We start from the raw sequence: 19,209 nt of genomic DNA on the forward strand, positions 1-19,209 counted from the left end.
AATGCCACGGTTTGTCATTTCCCAGTGTTTGGCGATCGGATTGGCGGCAACAGCTCTGATGGGCACGGCGGTGGGCAGCGCGGGGGCGCATCCCGGTGCCGACGACACGATCGCGCAGAACGCGGCGCCCTGCGAGGAGTTACGACAGGCACGTCAGAACAACCAGGGAGTCCGCGCGGCGACCCCGGCTGCGGGCCAGATCGACGCGGTGTTGATCACCGCGACGACCCGTACGCCGATCGCGGGCGGAAGGATCGTCCTCACCGGCATCGACGCGTGCGGCGACAAGATCCACCGGCACATGTCCACCGGCGCCACCGGCCAGGTGAGTTTCCGCGGACTGCTACCCGGCCGCTACCAGCTCACCGCATACCGCAACGACTCGTCGGCGAAGTCGATCACCAGGGCCGATGTCGACCTGTCGACGCCCTCGCTCAAAACGATCCAGTTCACCGCGGGCTCCGCCGACTGATCGAGGCGGGCGGGCCGGGCACTCGCTGCCCAGCCCGAAACCCGATGACCCCAGCGCGGTCTCGTGTCCCGTGATACAACTCACCCCAGAATGAAAAGGGGTGGTTTCCGCATGGAACCAACAGCCGAACAGCGGGCCGCGCTGGGCATGATCTGCGATACGTTTCTCCCTGCCGGCGGGCCCGGATTGCCCGCCGCGACCGAGATCGGCGCGGTCGACACAATCTTCCGCATCCTGGGGCGCAACCCCCGCGAAGCCGAGCAGAAGCAGCTGGCAACCCTGTTGGGGCTCTGGGATTCTCGTGCCTTCGGCCTGATCACGGGCAGCGGCCTGCGCCGGTTCTCCACGCTCTCGCAGGAGCGACGCGAGGCCGCCCTACTGCGCCTGGCCGATTCCGGCCTTGCCCCGGCCCGAGCGATTTTCCAGGCCCTCAAACAGGCATCTCTGCTCGCCTACAACGTGAGCCCCGGCCCCACCGGGGCCAACCCGCTGTGGAAGGAGATCGGTTACCCGGCGCCGGTGGGCCGCCTCGCGACCGCCCCGAAGCCGGCGCTCTCCCCACTGCGGTTCACTGAATCCACCGCGCTCGACTGCGATGTCGTAGTGGTCGGCTCCGGTGCCGGTGGTGGCGCCGCCGCGGCCGTCCTGGCCGAAGCGGGCCTGAACGTGATCGTGCTCGAACGCGGAAACTACTACGACGACCAGGATTTCGGCAACGGCGAACTCGACGCGCTGACCAGCCTGTATTCACCCGGCCCCGCCGCGTCGGCGGAAGGCCAGATCACCCTCGTAGCGGGTAGCTGTCTGGGCGGCGGCACCGTGGTCAACTGGAGCACCTCGCTGCCGACACCCGACTCGGTGCGCGCCGAATGGGCCGAGTCCGGCGTTCCGCAGTTCGCCTCCGACGAGTTCGGCGACGCGCTGGCCGCCGTGCAGAAGCGGATCAGCGTCACCGACGCCAAATCGCCGCTCTCGGCACGCGACGGCATTCTCGAGCGCGGCGCGCGTGCGCTCGGCTGGGATGTGGACACCCTGCCGCGCAACGTCACCGATGCCTGTGACGCCGGGATCGAGTGTGGACGGTGCGGTTACGGCTGTCGCGTCGGCGCCAAGCAGTCGGCGACCAAGACCTGGCTCGCCGATGCGGCCGAGCACGGCGCGCGCCTGGTGGTCGACGCCGACGTCCGCGCGATCACCGTGAAAGCGGGTCGGGCCGAATCGGTGTCGGCGGTCACCGCCTCCGGGGTCGAGATCACGGTGCGCGCCAAGGCGGTCGTTGTCGCCGCGGGGGCGATCCAGACGCCGGCGCTGCTGCGACGATCCGGCTTGCGCAACAAGAACATCGGACAGCACCTGCGCCTGCATCCGGCCGCCGCGGTGTTCGGATTGTTCGAAGAGGAGATCCGGCCGTGGGAGGGCGCGCTCCAGGCCCGTATCAGCAGGCACCACGCGAACCTCGACGGCAACGGGTACGGCGTCATCTACGAGACCGGCCCCAACCACCCCGGCCTGGCGACCGGGTTCATGAGCTGGCGCGGTGCGGACGAATATCGCACCCGGCTGCTCGATTTCGCGCGAACGAGTTCGGTCGGCGTCATCACCCGCGACCGGGATCCCGGCACCGTTTCGATCGACAGCAGCGGTGAACCGGTGGTGAAGTACAAACTGTCCGACTACGACGCCAAGCATCTGCACACCGGCATCGTCGGCGCGGCCTCGGTACTCGAAGCCGCGGGCGCGCGACAGATCTACTCGGGACATCAGGCGGGCGTTTCGTTCGAGCCGGGTACGCGCGGCTCGCTGGCGGAGTTCGGCGCCGCCGCCGAGAAAGCGGGCTACGGACCCGGCCAGTGTTCGATGGGCGCCCTGCACATCATGGGCTCGGCCAGGATGGGCGGCACGCCGGAGCTCTCGGCGACCGATCCGGACGGCGCCACCTGGGATGTGCCGAACATCGTGGTGGCCGACGGGTCGAGCTTCCCCACCGCACCCGGCGTGAACCCGATGGTCAGCATCGAGGCGATCGGCTACATGAACGCGAAACGGCTCGCGGCCCGACTGAGCTGAGACCCGCGCCGTCGGCGACCCCCGGGCCGTCGGCGGCGCGGCTGTTACCGTGCCGACCACACCGCATCACGCGCTGAATACCGGGTGATGCGGCGCTCTGATGTGTAGTGGACACGTAATGTGGTCGGTACATATGTGGTGGATCCGCCCGTGGCCGGGCAGGTGCGAATTCGCGGAAGGGCTGAGATGGACAAGGCGACCCAGTTGGTCGAGTTCGAGACCATGCTTCTCGGCCGTCACAGTCTGCGATCGCGCCGTGGGCCCGACGCCATGGACCGCAGCGCCTATATCTTGCTGAGTCGGCTGCGGATGGGTGGACTGATGTCCATCGGACAGCTCAGTGACGCACTGGGTTTGGACGCCTCGACCCTCAATCGGCAGACCGCCGCCATGATGCGGGCCGGAGTGCTCGAGCGGATTCCGGATCCCGAGGGCGGGATGGCGCGGAAATTTCGGGTCACCTCGAAGGGCGAGCGCCGGTTGAACGCCGAACGGGCCTTGATCGTCGACGCTCTGGATTCGATCCTCGCCGACTGGCCCTCCGAGGATATCGCCGCGTTCGTCGGCTACCTGCGACGATTCAACACCGACATCGAACGCCGGTCGGGCGAGTACTGGCCACGGCCGCTCACGACCCTGCCCGCGGAGCACTAGCGGAACTGCGACCGACATCTCGATTCCTCGATCGAGTCCGCGCGCCCAGAGATGTGTAATATACACAACCAATGCAGTATGCATGCCTTGTGCTCTATACATAAATTGCTGGTCGACAGGAGCGGTACGTGGGGATTTCGGAGAAGACGGCCCGGCCCGGAGTGGTCGTGGGCGTGCTCGCCTTCGGCGGCACCGTCGCCGCGATTACGCAGACGGCGGTGGTGCCGATCATCGGGCAACTTCCGGGGCTGCTCCACACCAGCGCGGCGAACGCGTCCTGGGTGATCACGGTGACGCTGCTCGTCGGAGCGGTGTTCACCCCGGTCGCGGGCAAGCTCGGCGACCTGTACGGAAAACACCGCATGCTGCTGGTCTCCGGTGGATTCCTGATCGTGGGCGCCGCGGTCGCCGCCATGTCCTCCTCGCTGGTCCCCATGTTGATCGGACGCGGAATCCAGGGCATGGGGGTCGGCTTGATCCCGTTGGGCATCAGCCTGATGCGCGATGTGCTTCCTGCCGAGCGGCTCGGTTCCTCGATCGCGCTCATGAGCGCCTCGCTCGGCGTCGGCGGCGCGCTGGGTCTGCCGGTGTCGGCCGCGATCGCGCAGTACGCGAGCTGGCGGGTCCTGTTCTGGGCCGCGGCGGCACTGAGCGCCCTGATCGTGGTGCTCATCGCGACCCTGGTTCCGGCCGAGGCGAAGCGCGGTGACGCCGGTGGACGGTTCGACTTCGTCGGCGCGGTGGGACTCGGCGCGGGACTGGTATTCCTGCTCCTTCCGGTGTCGAAGGGCGCCGGATGGGGCTGGACCAGCGCCACGACGCTCGGACTGTTCGCCGCCTCGGTGGTGACCCTGGCCGCGTGGGGGTGGTGGGAACTGCGGACCTCCGACCCGCTCGTCGATCTACGCACCACGGCGCGACCGCAGGTGCTGCTGACCAATGCCGCATCCGTGCTGGTCGGCTTCGCCATGTACGGCCAGGCGCTGATCGTGCCGCAGTTGATGCAGTTGCCCTCGGCCACCGGCCACGGCATGGGACAAACCATGCTGGGTATGGGTCTGTGGATGGCGCCGGGCGGCTTGATGATGATGGCGCTGTCACCGGCGGGCGCGAAACTGTCGGCCGCGCGCGGACCCAAGGTCACCCTCGCGGTCGGGGCGCTGATCATCGCCCTCGGCTATGGCTCGTCGGCCGTGCTGATGGGGTCGACCTGGGGCCTGATGACGATGGTCTGCATCACCAATATCGGTGTCGGCCTGGCCTACGGCGCCATGCCCGCCCTGATCATGGGCGCGGTCCCGCTGTCGGAAACAGCCTCCGCCAACAGCATCAATACGCTGATGCGCTCGCTCGGTACGTCGGTCTCGGCCGCCGTCGTCGGTGTGGTGCTGGCCAATATGACGACCGACTTCGCCGGGCATGCGGTACCTTCGGCGGCCGGTTTCCATGTCGGCCTGCTGATCGGCGCCGCGGTAGCGCTCGGGGCGGCGGGTATCGCCCTGACCATTCCGCGCCGAGCGGGCGAGCCCACCGATCTCGATACCGAACTCGCGACACTGTCGACGCAGCCGGTGTCGGTGGCGAAAGCCTAGGACCGTTTGATCCCGGCGAGCACCGCCCGTAGGACGTCCATGTCCGGGGCGGTGTTCGGCTGGTTTCGGGGTGCCCGGGCGCGGAGTCGGCCCTCATCGATCAGGTCGCCGATGAGGATCTTCGTCGTGGTCAGCGGCAGATGCAGGTGAGCGGAGACCTCCGCGACCGACAGCGCGGTGCGGCACAACTCGACGATCGCGTCGTATTCGGGCGCGAGCAAGCGTGAGCGCACGCCCGAGCGGGCGTCGACGAGCAGGGTGGTGAGCTCGAGGTCCAGGCGCTGCGCCTTCGCGCGCCCGCCGGTGACGGCGTAGAGGCGAACCAGCGGGCTCGCCTCGTCCTCGTACCAGTGTTCGCGCTCGTCGCTCATGGTCTCGGCGAGACTGCGGGGAACTGACCCGAGATCGCCGACTCGGGATCGCTCGCTTCGGCCAGCGCCGTCGGGATCAGCACCACCACTCGCACGCCGCCGTACACCGATTCCGACATCCGCACCGAGATGCCGTGTCTGCCCGCCAGCGTGGCGACGACGAACAAGCCCAGCCGTGAAGTGCCGGCCAGCGTGCCGACACTGAAGGCGGGCGGATCGGCCAGCATCGCGTTGCGTTGCGCCAGATCGGCTTCCGGCATGCCGAGACCCTGATCGACGATCTCCACCGCGACACCGCGACCGACCACGATCCCCGACACCGAGACTTGGCTCTCGGGTGGGGAGAAGGCCGTCGCGTTGTCCATCAGCTCGGCGAGCAGGTGGATCACGTCGGCGACGGCATGCCCGGAGATCTTCACCTGCGGCATCTGCTTGGCCGCGATCCTGGTGTAGTCCAAGCTTTCCGCGATCGCGCCACGCACCAGATCGATCAGCGGGACCGGGTTGCGCCACCGACGACCCGGCTGTTCGCCGCCGAGGATGATGAGGTTCTCGGCGTTGCGCCGGGCGCGGGTGGCGAGATGATCGAGCTGGAACAGCAGATCGAGCTGATCGGCGTTGTTCTCGTCGCGCTCGGCACGGTCGAGCAGGGAGAGCTGTCGGTGCACCACCACCTGGCTGCGGTGCGCGATATCGAGGAAGACCGTGCTGATCCCCGCCTTGGTCTGGGCCTCGGCGACAGCGGCCGACATCGCGGCGACGTGGGCGCGGTTGAACGCAGCGGCGACCTGGCCGAGCTCGTCGGTGCCGAAGTCCAGCTGCGAGCCCTCGGTCGAGGTGTCGACTGTCTCACCGGCCTCGACCTTGCGCATCACCTCGGGCAGCCGCTCATCGGCGAGCTCGAGGGTGTCGTGGCGCAGGCGGTGCATCCGTGCGATGAATCGGTTCGCCATCACCAACGCGATGAGGAATGCGGCCACCGCGGCCAACGCGATCAGCGCACCGCCGAGCAGCGCGCTGTCGGAGTCGCGTTCACCCTGCTGCCTGGCGATCACGTGGGCGTCCCCGCTCTGGTCCTCCCACAGTTTCTGCAGCGCCAGTCCGACGAACTTCGACGCGTCCTGCCATTCCGCCAAACTGCTCGGAAGTTCCGTCTCCGGGTCCTTGGCGGACACCGGTCCGCGCAACAACAGCGCGTCCTGCATCGCGATCACCCGCTGCCATTGCGGACTCGCGGTGATCTCCGACAGTTGCGCCAGGCGGCGGCCTTTCAGCACCGCCGCGGAGTAGGCGGCCTCACCACGGAATTCGCCGACCCGACGGCCGAAATCGACCACCTCGGCACTGCTCATCTTCCCCGTGGTCAACGCAACAGAACCGAGAGTGTCGGCCTGCGACAGTGCCTCGGCCGCACGCAGCTGGTCGACGGCGTAGCCCAGTTCGATACCGACCTTCGCCTCCGGAGCGACCCGGGCGGCCAGCATCGAGGCGGCGATGATCGTACTGATCACCCCGGTGTACAACGCGAACACTTCCTCGGGGGGAATCCGCGTGGCTTCGACGCCATTGCGCACGACCGGCACCATGGCGAAGAGTTTGTTGTAGCCCTCGATATCCTCGCGGGAACCGTCGGGGTTCAGCGCGCGAGCGGCGTCGCCTTTCGCCATCACCGCGGCGAGCGCCTCATCGGAGCGCTGCTTGGCCGTGACCAACGCGGGAGCCGACGACGTGTCACCGGCCAGCCGCAACAGCGAAAGTCTGCGCTCTTCCTGGAATGCCGACACCATGAGGATCGCGGGAGCGGTGGTACTGCTCGCCAATTCGGCCCATTCGGTGGAATCCCTGGCCGAATTCACCAGATAGACGGCGCCGCCACCACCGACCACCAGCAGCATCACGCTGGAGATGAGCACCATCGACAGCAATCGGATACGCACACTGACCCGGCCACGAACGCCGGTACGCCTGATATTCAAATCTGAAATCTTTCCACTCCCGGAACGCCCCCGGCGCGCCGCTACGAGCTGGTGCCGTTGGTGGGCCACCCGCCACGCGTGTCTCGCCGTGAGACTAACCGACTCCCCGACCGTGCGCGTGATGTAGCCGGATGTCGAAACATACGGTTTATCAGGCAAACCTGTAGCTTCCGACACAATTCCCCCTCCACTCTTCGGAGAAGGACACCCGCCACGTCGCTAGTGTGCCGCCGCCGCACGGACGCGGTGGCTCGACAAGTGGCTCAACACCGCCTGATTCGCCTCCCAGCCGTCAGGAAACTTCACCGGGACCCCGAGATGGACCGGGTCGGCGGAGGGGTGCGCGTCGAGGAGTTCGGGGATTCCCGCGCGGCCGACGAGGATGCAAGCGTGGCGGTGCCGGGAGGCCAGCACGCAGAGCCTGCCCGCCTCCAGATGGAAGGCACTGGCGTCGCGTCGGCCCGAAAGCGGGTGCAGCACAAGGGTGACGTCGTATTCACGGCCCTGGAGGCGGTTGGCGGTGTCGACGGTGACGGGTTCGGCGCAGGTGCCGCGCAGGGCGGTGCGGATCGCGTCGGCCTGGTCGCGGTGCGCGGTGCCGATCGCGACCCGTTCGGTGGTCACGGGGTGGCTGCCGGATTCGGAGTGGGCGTTCGCGCCGCGTTCGATCAACCGGGCCGCGATCGCGGCGATCGCGGCAACGGCTTCACGGTCGGTGCGCAGGGTGTGCCGGGCGGGCAATTCGTACCAGCCCCAACCTGATTCGGCCGCCTCCTCCAGCACCGCGTCGATCGGGCCGCCCATGCCGCGGGTCGTGAAATCCATGCGCCGGTCGCCGAATCCGGTGCCCGACTGGAATTCGGTGAAGGGGTAGAACGCCTTCGACACCACCGGCGCCGCGGTAGCGGGCAGTCGCCACGACACCGGCAGCCGGTGGGTGGGGATGTTGTCGTTGTTGGCCAGCATCACGCTCACGGCGCTCATCGTCGGATCCCAGGTGAGCCCGGCCCAGCGCGCGGTCTCGACGGTCGCGAACGGATCGAGCTGTCCCGGGTCGCCCACGAACAGCCCACGATCGAAGCGATTCGCGATGCGCAACAGCATGTCCGAGCGCATCTGGTACGCCTCGTCGATGATCGCGTGCGACCAACTGCCCTCGGTGATGGTGGCCCACTTGGCCGCGGTACCGATGACGATGGTGCGGTCCTCGAGATCGCCCGGCTGCTTGGCGACCCGGACATTGCCGTGCCGGTCGACCCGGTCGCTCACCACGTAGGCGGCGCTGGAGAGCCGTCCGATCCGCAGCGCGGGGTCGGCGACGGCCAAGCGGTCGATGAGGTCGTCGACCTGTTCGTTGGTCTGGGCGACGATCATCCGCTGATCGCCGTCCTCGGCGAGCTGGCGGGCCGCGCGCACCACCAGCGTCGATTTGCCCGCTCCCGGCGGGGAGTCGACCACGATCGCGCGATGGCTCTCGTCGCGCAGGTCGGTGAGAATTCCCGCGACGGCCTGGTCCGGCGTAGTCACTGGATTTCCTCCCCTTCGTCGTCGGTAGGCGGCGTCCATTCCGGTGGCGGACCACCGTGAGTCCACGGAGTCTCTTCGCGCGCGGGCAGATTCAGCATCCCGTTGAACGGCGTCGGTTTGAAGCGGGCGAAACCGAGGTCCTCGCCCTCCTCCGGCACGCTTCCCGGTTCGGCGACGAGTTTGCGCCCCATCCCACCGGACAGTTCGAGAACCATGCTGTCACCGTCGATGTCGACAACCAGCCCGGTCTGCTTCGGCCGTTCGACGCATGTCAGTTCCTCGCCGACCACCGCGATGAACGGATCGGTGGTGCGAATATGAATGTGCGGGCGCAGTTTCGGACGCGACCCCGAACGATCGAGACGCTCCGGTTCACTGTGCACGACGGTGCCGCGGAAGGCAGCGCCGCTCACCCGATGTTCGAGCATGCGCAGCGGATCGTCGAAAGCGCACTGGGCCTGCAGCGCTTCCGAGGCCCGTTCACGCTCCAGCAGCCTGCGCACCGCGGGAACGGCGGAATCGCGGCGGGCCTGCGGAACACCTTCCGCGACATCGGCGGCGAAGCGGGAGAACGCACCGCGATCATCGGTCCACCGATTCTCGACGCTGGCGCCTTCCGGCAGGGCGCTCAGCAGCTCGATCGAGCGCCACATCAGCCGCCAGGTGGGTTCGAGCTGTCCGCGCAGGGAGCGCTCGAGCCGTTCGGCCGCGACAGCTCTGGCCGAGTCGTCGAGCGCGGCGTTGTAGGCGGCGATCAACGGCGCGAGTTCTTCGTTGTCGAATCCGGGATCGGTGGCCGGGCCCGCGGGCGGCGACAGCAGCGGATCTTCCGCCAGGGCAGCGGCTTCCGCGCCGCTGAGCCCGGCAGGCGGATCGATCCAACCGAGCAGCGCCGCGAGATTGCCGTCTTCGAGGGTGGACTGCCCCGACGCCCAGTGCGACGACAGCGCGGCCGTCATCGCGGGCAACACCGCCGAACCGGGATGCTCGGCCCGATCACCGAACCAGGTCAGCCACCGTCCGAGCAGCGGAATGGACTCCGGCACCGGGTTGTCCCCGTCGACCCGGTGAAAACGTACCGAACGTCCCAGCAGCTTCAGGAAATTCACGCCGCCGGGGTTGGGCGTCCACATCTGCGGTGCGTCCAGACACCGGGTGTAGGTCTCCCCGGCCTTGCTGGTGAGCTCCTCGGTCTCGATGAGAAAGGTCGACAGATAGGGCAGCACCACATCGGCCAACTGCTCGATGAACCGCAATCGCAGCACCCGGTCGCGGGGCTGCGGCACCGTCAACACGTTCTGGTCTCCGGGCGAGGTGCCGATCATGATCGCCACCGGCGCCGCCGCCTCCCCCGCCAGCCGCAACGGCACCGCGACCAGTGGTCGCTCGGCGAGATGGATGTGGCGCACCGCGGCGGTCGCCTGCGCGCGGCCCGCCCGCACGGCCTCGGCCTTGGCCAGGGCCGCCAGCACGCTCATCCGGCGATCTCCCACCGCAGCCGATGGGCGGTCCGCAGCATGGCGGTGATGTCGGCGTGCTCGGGGCCGGGTTCCAGGGTGCCGTCGGCCAGGCCGAGGACGGTGTGGATGTTGTCGATGCCACCGACCACATCACACACCCCACGACCGAGCGCGTCCACCGAACCGCAGGTGCGCGCCTCGTCGCGGCAGGCGAACGCGAGCTCGCAACTCGACATGCACTCGGGCGCGTAGCGAGCGGGGATGGCGGCGATCGTCTTCTCGAGGTTCTCCCCCGGCGCGAAGGTGGCCTCCGGCGGCAACAGGTCGAGCAGATCGGGAATCGCGGTGAGCCTGGTCAATTGACGCGAGACCACCGCGAGCTGCTTACGCAGATCGACGAGTTCGGCGGTAGGACGATTCGAGAAGTCTTTCGCGCACACCAGAATCACATTGTGCGACACGAGCTCCGGTGACTCGCCGATCTCGGCCATCAACTCGCGCAAGGCGATCACATACACCGCGGACTGACGCGCGGCCGCCGCCACCTGCGCCGGATCGGCCTGCCCGTCGATAACGGGGAAGGCCTTGACCTCCACCACATGGAACTTGCCGTCCAACTGCACGGCCACCACATCGGGTTCGAGATAGGCGGTGGCGCCGGCGATATCGAGCCGCAGCATGGGGTGATCGAACAGGGTGCCGTCGCCCGTCGCGATCGTGCTCTTCAACAATTGCCTCGTGCGTTGATAGCGCACCGCGTTACCGGTGTTCTCCCCCACCGAATTCAGGTCGTGGTAGGCGACTTCGGGAATCGTGAAACCCAGTTTGTCGCGCAACAACGCGAGCAGTTCCGCGCAACCGTTCGCCTTGACCATCGCCTCGAAAGCATTGCCGCGCGTGATGGCGAACTGGGACTGACCGAATTGTGGTGGGAATCCCAGCGATTGGGCGATCACGGTCTTGTCCACCGCGGCCGCGTCGAGCAGGGCGCGGCGGGCACATCCGGGGTTGGCCGTCAGCGCGGCGATGGTGCGGGCATTGTGCCTGGTCGCGGGGGCTTCACCGCGCAACTGGTCCAACTGTGTTGCGAGAGTGTTCATTCCACCTCGATTCGTCGCCGATCGGCTACGCCGAGCCGAACACCGAATAGTTGTGCGGCCGGATCCGCCAGCTGATCCGCCGCCCGTCGCGCGGCCGCGGAACGTTGCCGCGCGTCCTCGTCCTCGTGCACCGCGAGCTCACGCCGTGCGGCCTCGATCACCTTCGCCGGGTCGAGCGAATCCGGGGCGCTGGAGATGCCAGGAATCGATACGGCGAGCCGCCACAGTACGCGCAATCCGGACGATTCCCCCGCAGGCTGCGCCGAAAGGTGTTCAGCCAGACGAATAGCCGACACCAGCAGCCCCACCCGCGGACTCAACGGACCGACCATCCGCCGTTCCAGTGGCCACGAACTCACCGCCATCAATCCACGGGCGGGTGCGAGCAGATCGGTGGTGAGCGCCGCGCACAGGTAGTACGGGCGCGCGTACGGCGCCGACCGGAAGGAACGTTCCTCGTCGCGCCGCAGGCTGGTCAGCCGGGCGGGCAGCAGCTCGCCGGAAAAGAACGCGTCATGCGTGGCGAGCACCAATTTCGGCGAAGACGGCACCGACAGCAAGGTCAACGCGCGATGCACGTGTTCACGCACCGGTACCCCCGGCGCCTCCGACGGCTCTTCCGGAATCGACCCGAGAACCGCCGCGTCCCACGCCGATTCGGCCCGACGCAATTCCGCGCGCAATTGCCGAGCCCCGGCCCGATCCCCACCGGCAGCGGCCCGCCGCACCTCGGCCCGCAAACCGGAGATGCGCACCTCCAGCTCTTCGGCCGAGTCCGTCACGAGTCGGAGCGTATCCACAGCTACCAGTATTGTCCAGTAAATCCCAGTATTTACGTGACGGCCGAACGAACGCACCGCACACCCGCACACCCGGACTCGTGATGCGAGCACCGATAGCGACCGAATAACCTGGGGCAATGACCGCAGTCGCAGATCGTTCACTCGGACCAGAATTGGCGCGCACCGAAACCATCGCCCCCGACACCGATGTGCTGGTGATCGGGTTGACGTCGTCGGAGAACGGCCCCGCCATCGTCCCCGCCGACCTGTTCGGCGACGTACTCACCGCCGAGGTCCGCGCGGAACTGCTGGACGCACTCGGCTCGGTCGGCGCCAAGGGCAAGCCGGAGGAACTCACCCGGGTGCCCGCGCCGTCGGCGCTGGCCGACGTCACCAGCGTGCTCGCCGTGGGACTCGGCGCGGCCGACAAGGTCGACGCCGAACAGGTGCGCCGCAGCGCCGGTGTCGCCGGGCGCGCGCTCAGCGGCACCGAACTCGTCGCCACCACCCTGTCCGGCATCGATCTCGGCGCCGCGGCCGAAGGTTTCTACCTCGGCGCCTACACCTTCTCCACCTTCAAGGCCAAGAGCGCGCCCAAGCCGGACGAGCGGCCGGTGGTCCGCGTCGAGTTGCTGGTTCCCGAACCGGAATTCGGCACCCTCGAACTGCTGCGCGCCCAGCTGGTCGCCGAGGCCATCGCCACCGCGCGCGATTTCGTGAACACCCCGCCGAGCGCGCTGTACCCCGCCGAGTTCGCCGACCGGGCCCGGGTGCTCGCCGAAGCGGCGGGCCTCGAGGTCGAGGTGCTCGACGAGAACGCCCTCGCCGCAGCCGGTTACGGCGGGATCATCGGCGTCGGCCAGGGTTCCTCGCGCCCGCCGCGACTGGTGCGCATCACCTACGCGGGCGGCCCGAAGAAGGTCGCGCTCGTCGGCAAGGGCATCACCTTCGACACCGGCGGCATCTCGATCAAGCCCGCCGCCAACATGGAGAACATGACCTCCGACATGGCGGGCGCCGCGGCGGTCGTCGCGACCGTGCTGCTGGCCGGGCGCCTCGGCCTGCCGGTCACCGTCACCGCGACCGTCCCGATGGCTGAGAACATGCCGTCGGCTACCGCGCAGCGCCCCGGCGATGTGCTCACCCAGTACGGCGGCACCACCGTCGAGGTCATCAACACCGACGCCGAAGGCCGCCTCATCCTGGCCGACGCCATCGTGCGCGCGGTCGAGGACGAGCCCGACTACCTGATCGACGTCGCCACCCTCACCGGCGCGCAGATGGTCGCGCTCGGCACCCGCACCCCCGGCGTGATGGGCACCGACGAATTCCGCGACCGCGTCGCCGCGATCTCGCGCTCGGTCGGCGAGAACGGCTGGGCCATGCCCCTTCCGGCCGAGCTGCGCGCCGACCTCAACTCCAAGGTCGCCGACCTGGCCAATGTCGCGCCGCACCGCTGGGGCGGCATGCTCTCGGCCGCGCTGTTCCTCAAGGACTTCGTGCCCGAGGGCGTGCAGTGGGCCCACCTCGACGTCGCGGGTCCGGCCTACAACACCGGCGGCCCGTTCGGCTACATCGGCAAGGGCGGCACCGGTGTCCCGGTGCGCACGCTCATCACCGTGATCGAGGCGATCGGCGCGGAGTAGTCACTCCTCCAGTTCGGCTTCGCGAGCCCGCCGCTCTTCGATGCGGCGGCGGGCATCGAAGTCGCGCATGCGTTGCGGGTAGCCGGTGCGGTTGACGTCGTAGACCGGAATCTTCAACGCACCGGCCAACCGGCGCGCGCCTTTTTCGCCGACGATGCGACGGGTCCATTCACCGTCCGCGGCCACCAATACGGCTGTGACATCGGTCACAGTCGTTTTCGGTTCGACGAAGGCTTCGACGCCACGCCGCGTGCGCGCCCAGTCCGCCAGGGCGCTCACCTCCGACGCGCGCTCGCGAGCGCCTGACCTGCTCGCACCGCGCCCACCACGGAAACGATCCAGCAAACCCATCCCGCTCGACCTCCTACATTCCGGCGGAATTCTGCTCACCGCCGTACATTCCATGGTGCCAGCTTCGCCCGGATCGCCGCCCTGCGCTACACCCGCGACGGACGAGTGCAAGGATGGTTGCCGGAACAAGAACCAACGTTTCCCGGGTGCTCCGCCGAGACCGGCGGGGTGGACGAAAGCCGCGACCCGCGACGGATGTCCGCCGGGTACACACTCAGAGGAGTCAGAGGACATGGCCTTCTCCGTCCAGATGCCAGCCCTTGGTGAGAGCGTCACCGAGGGCACGGTGACCAGGTGGCTGAAGCAGGAAGGAGACACGGTCGAGGTCGACGAACCGCTGCTCGAAGTCTCCACCGACAAGGTCGACACCGAGATCCCTTCGCCGACCGCGGGCGTGCTCTCCAAGATCGTCGCCCAGGAAGACGACATCGTCGAGGTCGGCGGTGAACTCGGCGTGATCAGCGATGCCGGCGAAACCCCCGCCACCGCTCCTGCGCCTGCTTCCGCGCCCGCCGCCCCCGAGCCCGCGCCCGCCGCGCAGGCCCCCGCCGCCGAGGCTCCGGCCCCGGCTGCCGCGCCTGCCGCGTCCGCCGGATCCGGTACGCCCGTGAAGATGCCCGAACTGGGCGAGTCGGTCACCGAGGGCACCGTGACCCGCTGGCTCAAGGCCGTGGGTGACACCGTCGCCGTCGACGAGCCGCTGCTCGAGGTGTCCACCGACAAGGTCGACACCGAGATCCCTTCGCCGGTCGCGGGCACGCTGCTCGAGATCACGGCGCAGGAGGACGACGTCGTCGATGTGGGTGGCCAGTTGGGTGTGATCGGTAGCGGTCAGCCCGCGGCCGCAGCTCCTGCCCCCGAGCCCGCTCCCGCTCCCGAGCCCGAACCGGCTCCCGAGCCCAAGGCGGCACCGGCTCCCGAGCCCGCCGCCGCGGCGCCGGCGCCGAAGCCTGCACCGGCTCCCAAGCCCGCTGCGGCTCCGGCTGCCAAGCCCGCGTCCGCTCCTGCCCCGGCTTCGGCCAACGGCAGCACCCCGTACGTGACGCCGCTGGTCCGCAAGCTGGCCGACGAGAACAACGTCGACCTGTCGAGCATCACCGGTTCCGGTGTCGGCGGCCGCATCCGCAAGCAGGATGTACTCGCCGCCGCCGAGGCCAAGAAGGCGCCCGCCGAGGCACCGGCTCCGGCCGCTGCCCCCGCGGCACCCGCGGCCCCGGCCAAGCAGTCCGCCGCCCCGAAGCTGGCTGCCCTCGTCGGCACCACGCAGAAGGCGAGCCGGATCCGTCAGATCACCGCGACCAAGACGCGCGAATCGCTGCAGAGCACCGCGCAGCTGACCCAGGTCCACGAGGCCGACGTCACCAAGATCGCGCATCTGCGTCAGCTCGCGAAGGCTTCGTTCAAGGCACGGGAGGGCGTCAACCTGACGTACCTGCCGTTCTTCGCGAAGGCCGTCGTCGAGGCGCTCGGTGTGCACCCGAACGTGAACGCGTCCTACAACGAGGACACCAAGGAAATCACCTACCACGCGTCGGTGCACCTGGGGATCGCGGTCGACACCGAGCAGGGTCTGCTCTCGCCGGTCATCCACAACGCCAGCGACCTGTCGCTGGCCGGTCTGGCCCGCGCGATCGCCGACATCGCCAACCGCGCGCGCACCGGTGGGCTCAAGCCCGACGAGCTGTCCGGTGGCACCTTCACCATCACCAATATCGGTAGCGAGGGCGCGCTCTTCGACACCCCGATCCTGGTTCCGCCGCAGGCGGGCATGCTCGGCACCGGCGCGATCGTGAAGCGTCCGGTAGTGGTGACCGACGAGGCCGGTGGCGAGTCCATCGGCGTGCGCTCGATGGTGTACCTGCCGCTCACCTACGATCACCGTCTCATCGACGGTGCCGACGCGGGCCGGTTCGTCTCCACCATCAAGCACCGCTTGGAAGATTCGGCGTTCGAGGCCGATCTCGGCCTGTAGCCGAGGAATTCGATGAAGGTGGTCATCGCCGGTTCCTCCGGCCTGATCGGGACGGCGCTCGTCGCGGCACTACGCCGCGACGGGCACCAGGTCTCCCGCTTGGTGCGCCGCACTGCGGCCGCACCGGACGAATTCGCGTGGGATCCCGCGCGCGCCCAGCTCGACGAGCGGGCGTTGCGCGGGGCCGACGCGGTCGTGAACCTGTGTGGTGTTGGCATCGGTGATCGCCGCTGGAACGGCACCTACAAGCAGTTGCTTCGTGACAGCCGCATCACCCCCACCGACGTGCTGGCCACCGCGGTCGCCGCCGCCGGCGTGCCGACATTGATCAACGCCAGCGGCGCGCACTACTACGGCAGCGAGACCGGTGACGCCGTCGTCGACGAGACATCACCCGCCGGAACAGATTTCCTGGCCGTGCTGTGCCGGGACTGGGAAGCCGCCACCGAACCGGCAGCCGAAGCGGGTGTGCGCACCGTGCTGATCCGCAGCGCCGTGGTGCTCGCCCGCAACGGCGGCCTGCTCAGCAAGCTGCAACCGCTGTACTTCGTCGGCCTGGGCGGACGACTCGGCAGCGGGCGCCAATACTTCCCGTGGATCTCCCTCGACGACGAGGTCGGCGCCATCGTCTTCGCGCTCACCCACCCCGAGATCTCCGGCCCGATCAACGCCACGGGCCCCGCCCCCGTCACCAACGCGGAATTCAACCGCGCCCTCGGCCGCGCACTGCACCGGCCGACCCCGTTCATCGTCCCCGGTTTCGCCGTGCAAGCCCTGGTCGGCGAGCTGGCCGACTCGATCCTGCACGGCCCACGCGCCATCCCCGCGGTGCTGGAGGAGGCCGGGTACACCTACCAGCACCCGACCCTCGGCGCCGCCCTGTCCGCCGCCGTCGGCAGACAGTGAGCCCATCGATGCTGATCCGCGACGCCGACAAGGCCGATCTCCCCGCCGTGCTGGCCATCCACAACACCAACATCGCCGAGTCGACCGCGATCTGGGACACCGACGAAGTCGACCTGGACGACCGCCTCACCTGGTTCGCCACCCGCACCGCCGCCGCCATGCCGATCCTCGTCGCCGAGATCGACGGCGAGGTCGCCGGCTACGCCTCCTACGGCCAGTGGCGCCCCAAATCCGGCTACCGCTTCACCGTCGAGAACTCCGTCTACGTGGACAACCAGTTCCAGCGCCGCGGCGTAGCCACCACCCTGCTCACCGAATTGATCGCACGCGCAACAGATTCCGGCCGCGTCCACGCCATGATCGCCGCTATCGAAACCGGCAACAGCGCGTCGATCGTCCTACACGAACGCTTCGGCTTCCACACCGTCGGCGAACTCCCCGAGGTAGGCCACAAATTCGGCCGCTGGATGGACCTGACCCTGATGCAGCGCAACTTCCCGATCGAACCCTGACACCCTCTTTGGCCTCCTCGGTCCTCCGGCGTAACGTCAGAACGGTGAACGACACGCGCCCCACCGCGTCCGCTCGATTCGATTCGACCCCGATCGTGGTCGAGGATCTCGGACTCATCGACTATCACGCCGCCTGGGAGCTGCAACGGCAGACCGCCGATCAGCGCGCCGCAGGCGAAGGAGCCGATCGGCTGTTCGTGCTCGAGCACCCGTCGGTCTACACCGCGGGCCGCCGCACCGAGGCCGAGGATCTGCCGATCGACGGCAGCCCGGTGGTGCAGGTCGACCGCGGCGGCAAGATCACCTGGCACGGCCCCGGCCAGCTGGTCGGCTACCCGATCATCCGCCTCGCCGAGCCCGTCGACGTCGTCCACTACGTCCGGCGCCTGGAAGAGGCACTGATCCAGGTCGTCACCGGGCTGGGGATCACCTGCGGCCGCATCGACGGCCGCTCCGGCGTGTGGCTGCCCGCCACCGAACTGCTCGCCGAGCGCAAGATCGCCGCGATCGGGGTGCGCGTGCAGCGCGGTGTCGCCCTGCACGGCATCTCCCTGAACTGCAATTCCGCCCTCGACGGCTTCCAGGCGATAGTGCCCTGCGGCATCAAGGACGCCGGCGTCACCACCCTGACCCGCGAACTCGGCCGCGAAGTCACCGTCGCCGAGCTCAAGCCTCTCGTCGCCGCCGCGATTGTTGCCGCGCTCGACGGCGAAATTCCCGTCTCGCCGCATGACATTGATCGCACCACCGCACCGGCGAAGGCGCAGGCCCCGAGCGTAGAGTCGGTCCGGTGAGTTCCGTAGACGCCTCTGCCCCCGCCGGACGCAAGCTGCTGCGCATCGAAGCGCGCAATGCGGAGACCCCGATCGAGCGCAAACCCAAGTGGATTCGCACCCGCGCCACCATGGGCCCCGAATACACCGAGCTCAAGAGCCTGGTCAAATCCGAGGGCTTGCACACGGTCTGCGAAGAAGCTGGCTGCCCCAACATCTTCGAGTGCTGGGAAGACCGCGAAGCCACCTTCCTCATCGGCGGTGAACAGTGCACCCGCCGCTGCGATTTCTGCCAGATCGACACCGGCAAGCCCGCCGCCCTCGACCGCGACGAGCCCCGCCGCGTCGCCGAGAGCGTCCAGTCGATGGGCCTGCGCTACTCCACCATCACCGGCGTCGCCCGCGACGACCTCGACGACGGCGGCGCCTGGCTCTACGCCGAGACCGTGCGCGCCATCAAGGCGAGCAACCCCGCCACCGGCGTCGAACTGCTCATCCCCGACTTCAACGCCGACCCCGCCCAGCTCGCCGAGGTCTTCTCGTCGCGCCCCGAGGTCCTCGCGCACAACCTGGAAACGGTGCCGCGCATCTTCAAGCGCATCCGCCCCGCCTTCCGCTACGAGCGCTCCCTCGCCGTGCTCACCGCCGCCCGCGAGGCAGGTCTGGTCACCAAGTCCAACCTCATCCTCGGTATGGGCGAAACCCCCGACGAGGTCACCGAGGCGATGCGCGACCTCCACGAAGCCGGCTGCGACATCCTCACCATCACCCAGTACCTGCGCCCCAGCCCGCGCCACCACCCGGTCGACCGCTGGGTGAAGCCGGAGGAATTCGTCGAGCATTCCCGGGTCGCCGAAGAACTCGGCTTCGCGGGCGTCATGGCAGGCCCCCTGGTCCGCTCCTCCTACCGGGCGGGCCGCCTCTACGCCCAGGCGATGACCCACCACGGCCGCGAGATCCCCGAAGCCATGGCCCACCTCGCCAAGGAAGGCACCGCCTCCCAGGAAGCCAGCTCGGTCCTGGCCCGCTTCGGCAGCTGACTTAGACT

The 19,209-nt window shown here is 68.6% G+C and carries 17 protein-coding genes; 10 read left to right on the forward strand and 7 right to left on the reverse strand.

Annotated elements, in window-relative coordinates; translation table 11 throughout:
• The first annotated feature begins 1 nt into the window (after position 1).
• From ASD42_RS14635 to ASD42_RS14650, 4 genes are all read left to right on the forward strand, one after another.
• Positions 2–472: a carboxypeptidase-like regulatory domain-containing protein gene (locus tag ASD42_RS14635; RefSeq protein WP_131816768.1), complete on the forward strand. Its 471-nt coding sequence runs from the start codon at positions 2–4 to the stop codon at positions 470–472.
• Between the two features lie 111 nt (positions 473–583).
• On the forward strand, positions 584–2,539 hold the full coding sequence (locus ASD42_RS14640) for an FAD-dependent oxidoreductase (RefSeq protein ID WP_056816645.1): 1,956 nt from the start codon (positions 584–586) through the stop codon (positions 2,537–2,539).
• A 186-nt stretch (positions 2,540–2,725) separates the two neighbouring features.
• Positions 2,726–3,193 carry a MarR family winged helix-turn-helix transcriptional regulator gene (locus ASD42_RS14645; RefSeq protein WP_056816650.1) on the forward strand — a complete coding sequence of 156 codons (468 nt, stop codon included), beginning with the start codon at positions 2,726–2,728 and terminating at the stop codon, positions 3,191–3,193.
• Between the two features lie 128 nt (positions 3,194–3,321).
• A complete protein-coding gene (locus ASD42_RS14650) occupies positions 3,322–4,785 on the forward strand; it encodes an MFS transporter (RefSeq protein ID WP_056816651.1) in 1,464 nt (487 codons plus the stop codon).
• On the opposite strand, the gene ASD42_RS14655 is transcribed toward ASD42_RS14650, so the two are convergent.
• The 6 genes from ASD42_RS14655 to ASD42_RS14680 form a co-directional block, all read right to left on the reverse strand.
• On the reverse strand, positions 4,782–5,156 hold the full coding sequence (locus ASD42_RS14655; protein ID WP_056816654.1) for a DUF742 domain-containing protein: 375 nt from the start codon (positions 5,154–5,156) through the stop codon (positions 4,782–4,784). The two genes, ASD42_RS14650 and ASD42_RS14655, sit on opposite strands and share 4 nt — an antisense overlap.
• Positions 5,153–7,132 (reverse strand): sensor histidine kinase, encoded by a 1,980-nt coding sequence (locus ASD42_RS14660; RefSeq protein ID WP_235569532.1) that lies wholly within the window; start codon positions 7,130–7,132, stop codon positions 5,153–5,155. Before ASD42_RS14660 ends, ASD42_RS14655 begins: the two co-directional genes overlap by 4 nt.
• 219 nt (positions 7,133–7,351) lie before the next feature.
• On the reverse strand, positions 7,352–8,659 hold the full coding sequence (locus tag ASD42_RS14665) for an AAA domain-containing protein (RefSeq protein WP_131817244.1): 1,308 nt from the start codon (positions 8,657–8,659) through the stop codon (positions 7,352–7,354).
• The gene (locus tag ASD42_RS14670; protein ID WP_056816664.1) at positions 8,656–10,137 is read right to left on the reverse strand and encodes a hypothetical protein; all 1,482 of its coding nucleotides are present in this window, start codon (positions 10,135–10,137) and stop codon (positions 8,656–8,658) included. Before ASD42_RS14670 ends, ASD42_RS14665 begins: the two co-directional genes overlap by 4 nt.
• Positions 10,134–11,219, reverse strand: a complete 1,086-nt coding sequence (locus ASD42_RS14675) for a hypothetical protein (protein ID WP_056816666.1) — start codon at positions 11,217–11,219, stop codon at positions 10,134–10,136. Before ASD42_RS14675 ends, ASD42_RS14670 begins: the two co-directional genes overlap by 4 nt.
• A complete protein-coding gene (locus ASD42_RS14680) occupies positions 11,216–12,001 on the reverse strand; it encodes a hypothetical protein (RefSeq protein ID WP_056816669.1) in 786 nt (261 codons plus the stop codon). Before ASD42_RS14680 ends, ASD42_RS14675 begins: the two co-directional genes overlap by 4 nt.
• 137 nt (positions 12,002–12,138) lie before the next feature.
• Between ASD42_RS14680 and ASD42_RS14685 the strand changes: the two genes are divergently transcribed.
• A complete protein-coding gene (locus ASD42_RS14685) occupies positions 12,139–13,647 on the forward strand; it encodes a leucyl aminopeptidase (RefSeq protein ID WP_056816672.1) in 1,509 nt (502 codons plus the stop codon).
• On the opposite strand, the gene ASD42_RS14690 is transcribed toward ASD42_RS14685, so the two are convergent.
• The gene (locus ASD42_RS14690) at positions 13,648–13,998 is read right to left on the reverse strand and encodes a hypothetical protein (RefSeq protein WP_056816674.1); all 351 of its coding nucleotides are present in this window, start codon (positions 13,996–13,998) and stop codon (positions 13,648–13,650) included.
• 232 nt (positions 13,999–14,230) lie between these two features.
• On the opposite strand from ASD42_RS14690, the gene sucB reads away from it, so the two are divergent.
• The 5 genes from sucB to lipA are packed head-to-tail and all read left to right on the forward strand — an operon-like array spanning position 14,231 to position 19,201.
• Positions 14,231–15,970: a 2-oxoglutarate dehydrogenase, E2 component, dihydrolipoamide succinyltransferase gene (sucB, locus tag ASD42_RS14695; RefSeq protein ID WP_056816677.1), complete on the forward strand. Its 1,740-nt coding sequence runs from the start codon at positions 14,231–14,233 to the stop codon at positions 15,968–15,970.
• Positions 15,971–15,982: 12 nt separating this feature from the next.
• The gene (locus ASD42_RS14700) at positions 15,983–16,876 is read left to right on the forward strand and encodes a TIGR01777 family oxidoreductase (protein ID WP_056816678.1); all 894 of its coding nucleotides are present in this window, start codon (positions 15,983–15,985) and stop codon (positions 16,874–16,876) included.
• Between the two features lie 8 nt (positions 16,877–16,884).
• Positions 16,885–17,388 (forward strand): GNAT family N-acetyltransferase, encoded by a 504-nt coding sequence (locus ASD42_RS14705; protein ID WP_056816681.1) that lies wholly within the window; start codon positions 16,885–16,887, stop codon positions 17,386–17,388.
• Positions 17,389–17,432: 44 nt separating this feature from the next.
• Positions 17,433–18,182, forward strand: a complete 750-nt coding sequence (gene lipB / locus ASD42_RS14710; RefSeq protein ID WP_056816878.1) for a lipoyl(octanoyl) transferase LipB — start codon at positions 17,433–17,435, stop codon at positions 18,180–18,182.
• Positions 18,179–19,201: a lipoyl synthase gene (gene lipA, locus ASD42_RS14715; RefSeq protein ID WP_056816683.1), complete on the forward strand. Its 1,023-nt coding sequence runs from the start codon at positions 18,179–18,181 to the stop codon at positions 19,199–19,201. Before lipB ends, lipA begins: the two co-directional genes overlap by 4 nt.
• Positions 19,202–19,209: the final 8 nt, after the last annotated feature.

It is taken from the genome of Nocardia sp. Root136 (genome assembly GCF_001427185.1).
In the GTDB taxonomy this organism is placed as follows: Bacteria; Actinomycetota; Actinomycetes; order Mycobacteriales; family Mycobacteriaceae; genus Nocardia; species Nocardia salmonicida.